The 8061-nt window shown below is 46.2% G+C and carries 7 protein-coding genes and 1 pseudogene; 3 read left to right on the top strand and 5 right to left on the bottom strand.

What is annotated here, in order from left to right; all coding sequences use genetic code 11:
* Positions 1-1472: pseudogene (locus tag ACEW9J_RS16965) on the top strand (IS1634 family transposase).
* A 277-nt stretch (positions 1473-1749) separates the two neighbouring features.
* On the opposite strand, the gene ACEW9J_RS16960 reads toward ACEW9J_RS16965, so the two are convergent.
* The 4 genes from ACEW9J_RS16960 to ACEW9J_RS16945 are packed head-to-tail and all read right to left on the bottom strand — an operon-like array spanning position 1750 to position 5241.
* Complete coding sequence (locus tag ACEW9J_RS16960) at positions 1750-1917, bottom strand: hypothetical protein (protein ID WP_373546287.1); 168 nt, start codon at positions 1915-1917, stop codon at positions 1750-1752.
* 27 nt (positions 1918-1944) lie between these two features.
* Positions 1945-2688, bottom strand: coding sequence for a succinate dehydrogenase/fumarate reductase iron-sulfur subunit (locus ACEW9J_RS16955; protein ID WP_373546286.1), 744 nt, complete (start codon positions 2686-2688; stop codon positions 1945-1947).
* Positions 2685-4595: a fumarate reductase/succinate dehydrogenase flavoprotein subunit gene (locus ACEW9J_RS16950; protein WP_373546285.1), complete on the bottom strand. Its 1911-nt coding sequence runs from the start codon at positions 4593-4595 to the stop codon at positions 2685-2687. The genes ACEW9J_RS16955 and ACEW9J_RS16950 overlap by 4 nt, the downstream gene beginning before the upstream one ends.
* On the bottom strand, positions 4588-5241 hold the full coding sequence (locus ACEW9J_RS16945; protein ID WP_373546284.1) for a succinate dehydrogenase cytochrome b subunit: 654 nt from the start codon (positions 5239-5241) through the stop codon (positions 4588-4590). The genes ACEW9J_RS16950 and ACEW9J_RS16945 overlap by 8 nt, the downstream gene beginning before the upstream one ends.
* A 127-nt stretch (positions 5242-5368) precedes the next feature.
* Here ACEW9J_RS16945 and ACEW9J_RS16940 point away from each other — a divergent pair, with 127 nt between their 5' ends.
* A complete protein-coding gene (locus ACEW9J_RS16940) occupies positions 5369-6526 on the top strand; it encodes an aminotransferase class V-fold PLP-dependent enzyme (protein WP_373546283.1) in 1158 nt (385 codons plus the stop codon).
* A gap of 20 nt (positions 6527-6546) precedes the next feature.
* Entirely contained in the window at positions 6547-7662 is a 1116-nt protein-coding gene (locus ACEW9J_RS16935) for a glycosyl transferase (RefSeq protein WP_373546282.1), read from the top strand.
* 179 nt (positions 7663-7841) lie between these two features.
* Here the strand turns inward: ACEW9J_RS16935 and ACEW9J_RS16930 are convergent.
* The coding region (locus ACEW9J_RS16930; protein ID WP_373546281.1) for an HNH endonuclease at positions 7842-8061 on the bottom strand (220 nt) is incomplete at its 5' end.

The following is an 8061-nucleotide window of genomic DNA, read 5'->3' as shown; positions in this document are numbered from 1 at the left end:
ATCATCACTTCAGCAATCAGCGTAGAAAATCTAGACCATCTGGGTATCGTAGCAGGATTGGTAGATGAAATCGGGATAGTCGAGATCCTGAACCAACGGTTAGGCATAGATCCTAGAGAAAAAGTCAGCACAGGAGTCATTGTCAAAGCGATGATCCTCAATGGTTTAGGCTTCGTATCAGCACCGCTATACTTGTTTGGACAATTCTTCCAAGGAAAAGCAACTGAACAGTTACTGGGAAAAGGAGTAAAGCCAGAGCATCTAAATGATGACCGCTTAGGAAATGTATTGGATGAGTTATACGCAGCAGGATTAAGCGAACTATTCTTAGAGATTGGTCTAGCTGCGGCTAATAAGTTTGAGGTAAAGACAGAGGTAGCTCATCTAGATTCGACATCATTTCATGTTGATGGAGAATATCAAAAGCTAGAGCCTGGAGTAATTGAAGTTACCTATGGGTATTCTAGAGACCATCGGCCAGATCTAAAGCAATTTATGATGAACTTAATCTGTGTTGGAGATGGAGATATTCCAGTCCTGATGGAAATTGCTAGTGGAAATCAATCTGATAAAGTGAGATTTGCCCAGCTCTTTCAAGATTTTAGAGCACAGTGGACGTTTGAAGGGTTGTGTGTAGCTGACGGCGCGCTTTATAGCGCAGATAACCTCACGGCAATGACCGGATTACGATGGTTGACTAGAGTACCTTTGAGCATCAAAGCCGCAGCAAGATTAGTGGATGAAGTAGTTGAATTAACCCCTAGTCTCATCAAAGGGTATAGTCTGAAAGAATCCCTAAGTGAGTATGCAGATATTCAGCAACGATGGATATTAGTTGAAAGTGAGCAAAAGCCTCATTATGATCGAGCTGGAAAACCGAAGCAAGATGCTGTGCCTACTCGCATTAGCCATCATGTTACCGGGTCAGTTACTCCCATCGACAGTGAGATTGCCGCACAACGTGTTCGTTGTGGTCGCTTCATTCTGGCAACTAATGTCCTCGACTCAACACAGTTGAGTGCGTCGGATGCTCTTCGTGAGTACAAGGCACAGCAAGGTGTGGAGCGGGGGTTTCGCTTCCTTAAAGATCCGCTGTTTTTTGCCGATAGTGTTTTTCTCAAGTCACCTAAACGGATTGCGGCGTTGGGCATGATTATGGCTTTGTGTTTGCTGGTCTATAATTTGGGTCAGCGACGCGCGCTTTGGAGGTTTCCTCCAAGTTAAGCGCGTCAAGACAGCGACAGCTTCGACAGGCTCTGGCGCAAGCTGGGGAAACGATTCCCAACCAATTAGGTAAGCCCACCGCATCTCCCACCCTACGCTGGGTTTTTCAGTGCTTTATGGCTGTTCATCTGGTTGTTTTCCAAGGTGTTGAGCAAGTTGTTAATTTGACTGATGAGCGACAGCATATTTTGCAATTCTTCAGCGATGCTTGTCGCCGCTACTATCTCCTTCCCATGCCACATTCCTAATTATTTCGATCGTTCTTTAAACAGCGGAATGTGGGTTAATGGTTGGGATTTATGTTCTGATATCTCTTTTACTACTAATATCGATCCTGAAGACCCAAAAAGCTTCTCATTCACAATATCTTCAAAAAACTTACCGAATCGAGTTTACTGCCCACACACATATCTGGTCTTAACAAACTTTTGTCCGTCAATCAGCTTTGACGCAATACTCGATGGGAAAGGTTTTCAGGTATTCTTCCCAGAGCTTTTTTTCGGCAGCCGTAAACCTCCACATGACTCAGGTAGTAGGAAATCCCGATCGAATCCCAAGATCGTCACTAGGCACAGCGATCATCTCAAAATCCCCAATCGATTTCATCTCACTCAACATTTGTCCACCCGATTCCAACAGATCCCATGCTGCCAATACCAACCGCTGAGTGCGACATTTGCCGTATTCCTTCATCTCCTTGTTCTTCAATACTTGGAATGTCTAGACTTTAGATCGGGCTTGGCGATACTCGCGGTTGAGCTGCGCGATCGTATCTAGAGAAATTTCTTTGGGGCAAACGGCGGCACAGGTACCAGTGTTGCTACAACTGCCAAATCCTTCTGCGTCCATCTGAGCTACCATATTCAGTGCCCGTCGTTGACGCTCTGGCTGACCTTGAGGTAACAGTGCTAGATGTGAGACTTTGGCAGCTACAAACAACATCGCCGAACTGTTCTTACAAGCCGCGACACAAGCTCCACAACCAATACACATCGCATCGGCAAAAGCGGCATCGGCAATATCTTTAGCAATCGGGATCGTATTTGCATCGACCTCGCTGCCAGTATTGACCGAAATATAGCCACCCGATTGGATAATCCGATCGAACGCAGATCGATCGACCATCAAGTCTTTAATTACCGGAAAAGCATTGGCTCTCCAGGGTTCGATCGTAATTGTATCGCCATCTTGATACGATCGCATGTAGAGTTGGCAGGTAGTACTAGCATTGTCGCTACCGTGGGGACGACCGTTGATATACATCGCACAAGAACCACAAATTCCCTCGCGGCAATCATGGTCGAAGGAGATCGGTTCTGCACCTGCTAAAATGAGGTTTTGGTTGAGCAGATCGATCGTTTCTAAAAAAGACATATCTGGCGACACGTCATCGAGCTGATAAGTCAAAAACCGACCCTTAGTTCGATCGTCGGGCTGTCGCCAAATTTTGAGGGTAAGTTTCATTTGTAAGAACGTTGACTAAACTGTGCTTGCTCGAATTTTAACGCTTCTGAGTGAAACTGCCATTGATGGTCTTGCTGATATTCCCACGCAGCAACGTGAGCGTATGTTTCATCATCGCGCTGGGCTTCACCGAGATCGGTCTGGAACTCCTGACGAAAATGACAGCCACAGCTCTCCTGACGGTGGAGAGCATCAACGCACATCAATTCCCCCAATTCCAGAAAATCAGCGACGCGCTGGGCGAGATCTAGCTCGGAATTGAGCGCATCGACCGTACCAGGAATTTTTACGTCTTGCCAGAACTCTGATTGTAAGGCTTGAATTTCGAGAATAGCCGATCGCAATCCTGCCTCAGTTCTGACGATCCCACAATTCGCCCACAGAATTTGACCCAAACGGCGATGGAAGCTAGTCACAGTCTGGCTACCCCGAACGGCGATCAAGCGATCGAGCCGTGCCCTGACCGCTACTTCAGCTCGAACAAATTCTGCACGCTCCAGCGATACAGGACTCATGCCGAGATCGTGGGCTAGATAGTTACCGATGGTCGCGGCGATCGTAAAGTAACCATCCGCCAAACCTTGCATCAACGCTGACGCACCGAGTCGATTGGCACCATGTTCGCTAAAGTTGGCTTCTCCTAGACAGTATAGACCAGGGATAGTTGTCATCAACTCATAATCTACCCACAAACCGCCCATCGTGTAATGTACTGCTGGATAAATCCGCATCGGCACCGTGTAGGGATCTTCACCCGTAATTTGGGTATACATCGCAAACAAATTGCCATACTTATCTTGCAGCACCGAGCGACCATCGCGGTGCAGAATATCAGTAAAATCCAGATACACGGCGCGTTTAGAGCTACCTACACCATAGCCAGCATCACAGACTTCCTTGACTGCACGGGAGGCAATATCACGGGGGACGAGATTGCCATAGGCTGGATAACGACGCTCCAAAAAGTAGTCGCGTTCCGACTCAGGAATGTCTGATGCGGATCGATTATCGCCTGGAGTTTTCGGTACCCAAATCCGACCATCGTTACGTAAACTTTCGGACATCAAGGTGAGTTTTGATTGATGTTCGCCAGCGACGGGGATGCAGGTAGGATGAATTTGAGTAAAGCAAGGATTGGCAAATAAGGCACCTTGCTTGTGGGCTTTCCAGGTTGCGCTGACATTACTGCCCATTGCATTGGTCGAGAGATAAAAGACATTGCTGTAGCCGCCAGAACACAGCAGGACAGCATGACCGAAATACCGTTCCAACTCACCAGTCACCAAGTTACGCGCGATAATACCGCGTGCTTTGCCCTCAATTTGGACGATTTCTAGCATTTCGTGGCGGGTATACATGGTGATGTGACCCAAAGCTACTTGCCTTTCTAAAGCTTGATAGGCACCTAGCAATAGTTGTTGACCAGTCTGACCTGCGGCATAAAAAGTCCGCTGTACCTGGGTACCACCAAAGGAGCGATTACTGAGCGATCCGCCATATTCCCGCGCAAAAGGTACGCCCTGAGCTACACATCGATCGATGATTTTGGTGCTGATGGTGGCTAGCCGATAGACATTGGCTTCTCGCGATCGATAGTCACCGCCTTTGATGGTGTCGTAGAACAGCCGTTGGACAGAATCGCCATCATTTTGATAATTCTTAGCCGCATTAATCCCTCCCTGAGCCGCAATACTATGGGCGCGGCGTGGCGAATCCTGGAAGCAGAAGGCTTTGACCTTGTAGCCCTGTTCGGCGAGAGTGGCGGCGGCTGATGCTCCAGCAAGTCCAGTCCCAATGACAATGATTTCTAACTGACGTTTATTAGCTGGACTAATTAAACGTGCGGTTTCTTGGTATGTCTGCCACTGCTGGGCGAGTGGTACCGCTGGAATTTTGGAATCAAGCATGGGAGCTAATGAACAGAGCAATTGGAATCGCGGCTAAACCTAATGGTACTCCGATCGCCAGTACAATACCAACCACCGAGATCGGTTTGAGATATCGCTCCGCTAGACCCAATGTGTTAGCAGCACTGCGCCAGCCATGTAGTAAGTGGGCGGCGACAGCCAGACAACCCAAGACATAAATGGCGATTACCCACCACTGGGTCATCGTCGATTTCATCAGTTGGGATAAGCTATCGATAGTACCATCAGCACCTCCTGGGAACGCGTGAGGCAGCCAAAATTGGTAAAGATGGAGCAGTAAGAAGGCTAAAACGATCGCGCCCAGGAGACTCATCGAGCGGGCGGGAGCGAATGAAGTGGGATTAACAGCGTAGGGGGTGCTGCGTTTCGACTTGTTCTGGACAGTTAGTAACGCGCCTTGATAGATATGGAAAATGAAGCCGCCCCAGACTAATATTTCTAAACCTTGTAGTCCCCAGTTATGACGGAACAGATCGGCGGTGCGATCGAACAACACCCCATCACCAACAAAAATAGTCGCATTTAGACCGAGATGGGCGACCAGAAACAGCGTCAAAAATAGACCCGTACCAGCCATGATGACTTTGCGATCGATCGAAGAGGTATCAAAGTTAGAAGATTTCATATCGATCTTGATGTTGATTAAATAGACGATCGATTACTATATTCTTCCCAATCTGACGATTGCCCTAACATTGCCCAGCCGCATATTCGAGTTACCATCGGAGTAATCCTCAACTTGCGACTTGCTCATGGACAGATATCGCCAACAATTTCCAGCTCTATCAAATAAAATATATTTTAATTATGGCGGACAAGGCCCAATGCCGCAAGCTGCTCTAGACGCGATCGTTGGTGCGTATCAGCAGATCCAATCACAGGGACCATTTGGACTGAAAACTAGCGAATTGGTGGCACGAGAGTCAAGTTTGACGCGTCAGGCGATCGCGACCGAGCTAGGTGTGACAGCGCAGACGATCGCCCTCACCGAAAATGTCACTGCGGGTTGTAATATTGCGCTATGGGGTCTAAATTGGCAACCTGGAGATCGAATTCTCCTCTCTGACTGCGAACATCCAGGCGTGATTGCTAGTATCAAAGAAATCTGTCGTCGCTTTCAAGTATCGATCGATCTTTTTCCGATCCAAGCTACTCTCAATACTGGCGATCCTGTCGCTGTGATTACGGCACATCTACAACCACAAACACGATTAGTCGTCCTCAGCCATGTACTTTGGAATACTGGACAAGTATTGCCATTAGCTGAAATTGCGGCGGGGATTCGTCAATATTTAGATGTAGAGCAACCGATTCGGATCTTAGTAGATGCAGCTCAATCAGTAGGTTTATTGCCCCTAAAATTGGCTGAATTGGGAATAGATTTCTACGCCTTTACCGGACATAAATGGTGGTGTGGCCCTGAAGGAGTGGGTGGTTTGTATATTCATCCCGATGCGTTAGCAAGTTTAGATCCTACTTTTATTGGTTGGCGGAGTTTGGATTATAGTCAGTCAGATTTACCTTTAGTTAATGATGCTCGTCGTTACGAAGTGGCGACATCAGCCTATCCTTTGTATGCTGGACTGCGTACTGCAATTGCGACTCATACAGCTTGGGGCAGCGGAATCGATCGAGCTACTAAAATTGTCAATTTAGCTACTTACCTGTGGGAAAGTTTACAACAAGTTGCCGGGATTAAATGTCTGAATAATACGGCACCGCAATCGGGGTTAGTATCTTTTCAAGTTGAGGCAGGAAACCATGCTAAATTAGTCCAATCTTTAGAAAGTCAGCATTTTTATCTCCGCACGATCGTCGATCCTGATTGTATTCGTGCTTGTACTCATTACTTCACGACTACTGACGAAATTGATGAATTAACGCAATGTTTGACTAAGCTCATAAATTAAAATTTTACCTCCTTCTGCTCATGCCACCTACGATCTATATTGCGATTACCAATCACGGTTTTGGTCATGCTGCGAGAACTGCGTCGATCGCCAGACAACTTCAAAAACTGTTACCATCAATTAAATTGATTCTCGTAACTACAGCTCCGAGATGGTTGTTGGAATGTTACATTGATGGTGATTTTATCTATCGTCAGCGTGGGTTTGATGTGGGAGTAGTTCAAGCGGATAGTCTGAAAATGGATCTAGACGCAACCCTAGTTCTGTGGCAAGGTATTAGAGCGAGGCAGGATGAAATAATTGCTGAGGAAGTGGCATTTTGTCAAGAGCATAACGTCAGCTTAGTATTTGGTGATGCTCCGCCGTTAGCAACTTTAATTGCTAAAAAATTAGGGATACCCTGTTGGATGTCGGGAAATTTTGGTTGGGACTTTATTTGCCGAGATTGGGGTAAAGAGTTTAGTTCTATTGCTGATTGGATTAGTGATTGTTATGGACAATGCGATCGATTATTTCGAGTTCCCTTGCACGAATCAATGGATCGGTTTCCAGTTATCGAAGATGTCGGCTTGACTGGTGGCGATCCTAAGTATCCACTAGCCGAAATTCAAGCTAAGTTTAATCTAAATCAGCCAAAATCTCAGACGATCTTACTTACCTTCGGCGGATTGAGTCTAGATGCCATCCCTTATCAGAATGTCAGTCAATTTCCAGATCGTCAATTTATCACACTCGATTCTCATGCCCCAGATTTACCAAACCTAGTCAAAGTTCTCGATCGATCTTATCGTCCAGTTGATTTTATGCCATTGTGCGATCGAGTTGTCTCAAAACCAGGATATTCAACCTATGCAGAAGCTCTGAAATTAGAGATTCCGATTGTTTCACTCACTCGCTCTGGTTTTGCTGAGTCCGAAGTTATCCTCAACGGAATGCAGGACTATAGTTATCATCAAGTAATTAGTCCCGACCAATTTTTCACTACCAACTGGGAATTTTTACACCAACCATTACAACCACCGAGATTAAATACTAAATTAGCAATTGATGGTAATCATTCGATCGCAAGTTCGATCGTTGAATATCTAGATAATCTAAGTTGCTATACTTGGCACGGTCAAAGCTTGCGCTTTTGATAAAAACACGATCTATCGATAATGTCCCCATACCCGACAGCCCACACCCCACACCCTAACCTCAAATTATGACCGTGCAAAGTATAACTATAATCAAAGTGGTTAAAACCACTCCTCATGTTGCAAAGCCTGCCTACATCGCAGCGTGCGATTTTCATCGCACTGCGCTCCCGATATTCTTAGCTTACGCTTTTGCTTGTGCTAGGTTCAGATTTGCATGGTTCGTGTATTGCTACAACTTTACCTCTGTTACTCATATGCACGTAATCGTGACAAGATTCATGTATTGCTACTAGATTCTTTTTGTCCCAATTATCATGCTTTCCATCTACATGATGTAAATGTACCTTTTCTTCGCCAATGAATGTTAATCCACATGCGACGCACTTACGGCTTTGC

It is taken from the genome of Chamaesiphon sp., assembly GCF_041737865.1.
Classification (GTDB): domain Bacteria; phylum Cyanobacteriota; class Cyanobacteriia; order Cyanobacteriales; family Chamaesiphonaceae; genus Chamaesiphon.
This window is presented reverse-complemented; position numbering and strand designations above follow the sequence as displayed.

Excerpts from the sequence above, each read along its gene's own strand:
- ACEW9J_RS16960 (WP_373546287.1), bottom strand. The coding sequence starts at position 1,917 with ATGAAGGAATACGGCAAATGTCGCACTCAGCGGTTGGTATTGGCAGCA.
- ACEW9J_RS16955 (WP_373546286.1), bottom strand. The coding sequence starts at position 2,688 with ATGAAACTTACCCTCAAAATTTGGCGACAGCCCGACGATCGAACTAAG.
- ACEW9J_RS16950 (WP_373546285.1), bottom strand. The coding sequence starts at position 4,595 with ATGCTTGATTCCAAAATTCCAGCGGTACCACTCGCCCAGCAGTGGCAG.
- ACEW9J_RS16945 (WP_373546284.1), bottom strand. The coding sequence starts at position 5,241 with ATGAAATCTTCTAACTTTGATACCTCTTCGATCGATCGCAAAGTCATC.
- ACEW9J_RS16940 (WP_373546283.1), top strand. The coding sequence starts at position 5,369 with ATGGACAGATATCGCCAACAATTTCCAGCTCTATCAAATAAAATATAT.
- ACEW9J_RS16935 (WP_373546282.1), top strand. The coding sequence starts at position 6,547 with ATGCCACCTACGATCTATATTGCGATTACCAATCACGGTTTTGGTCAT.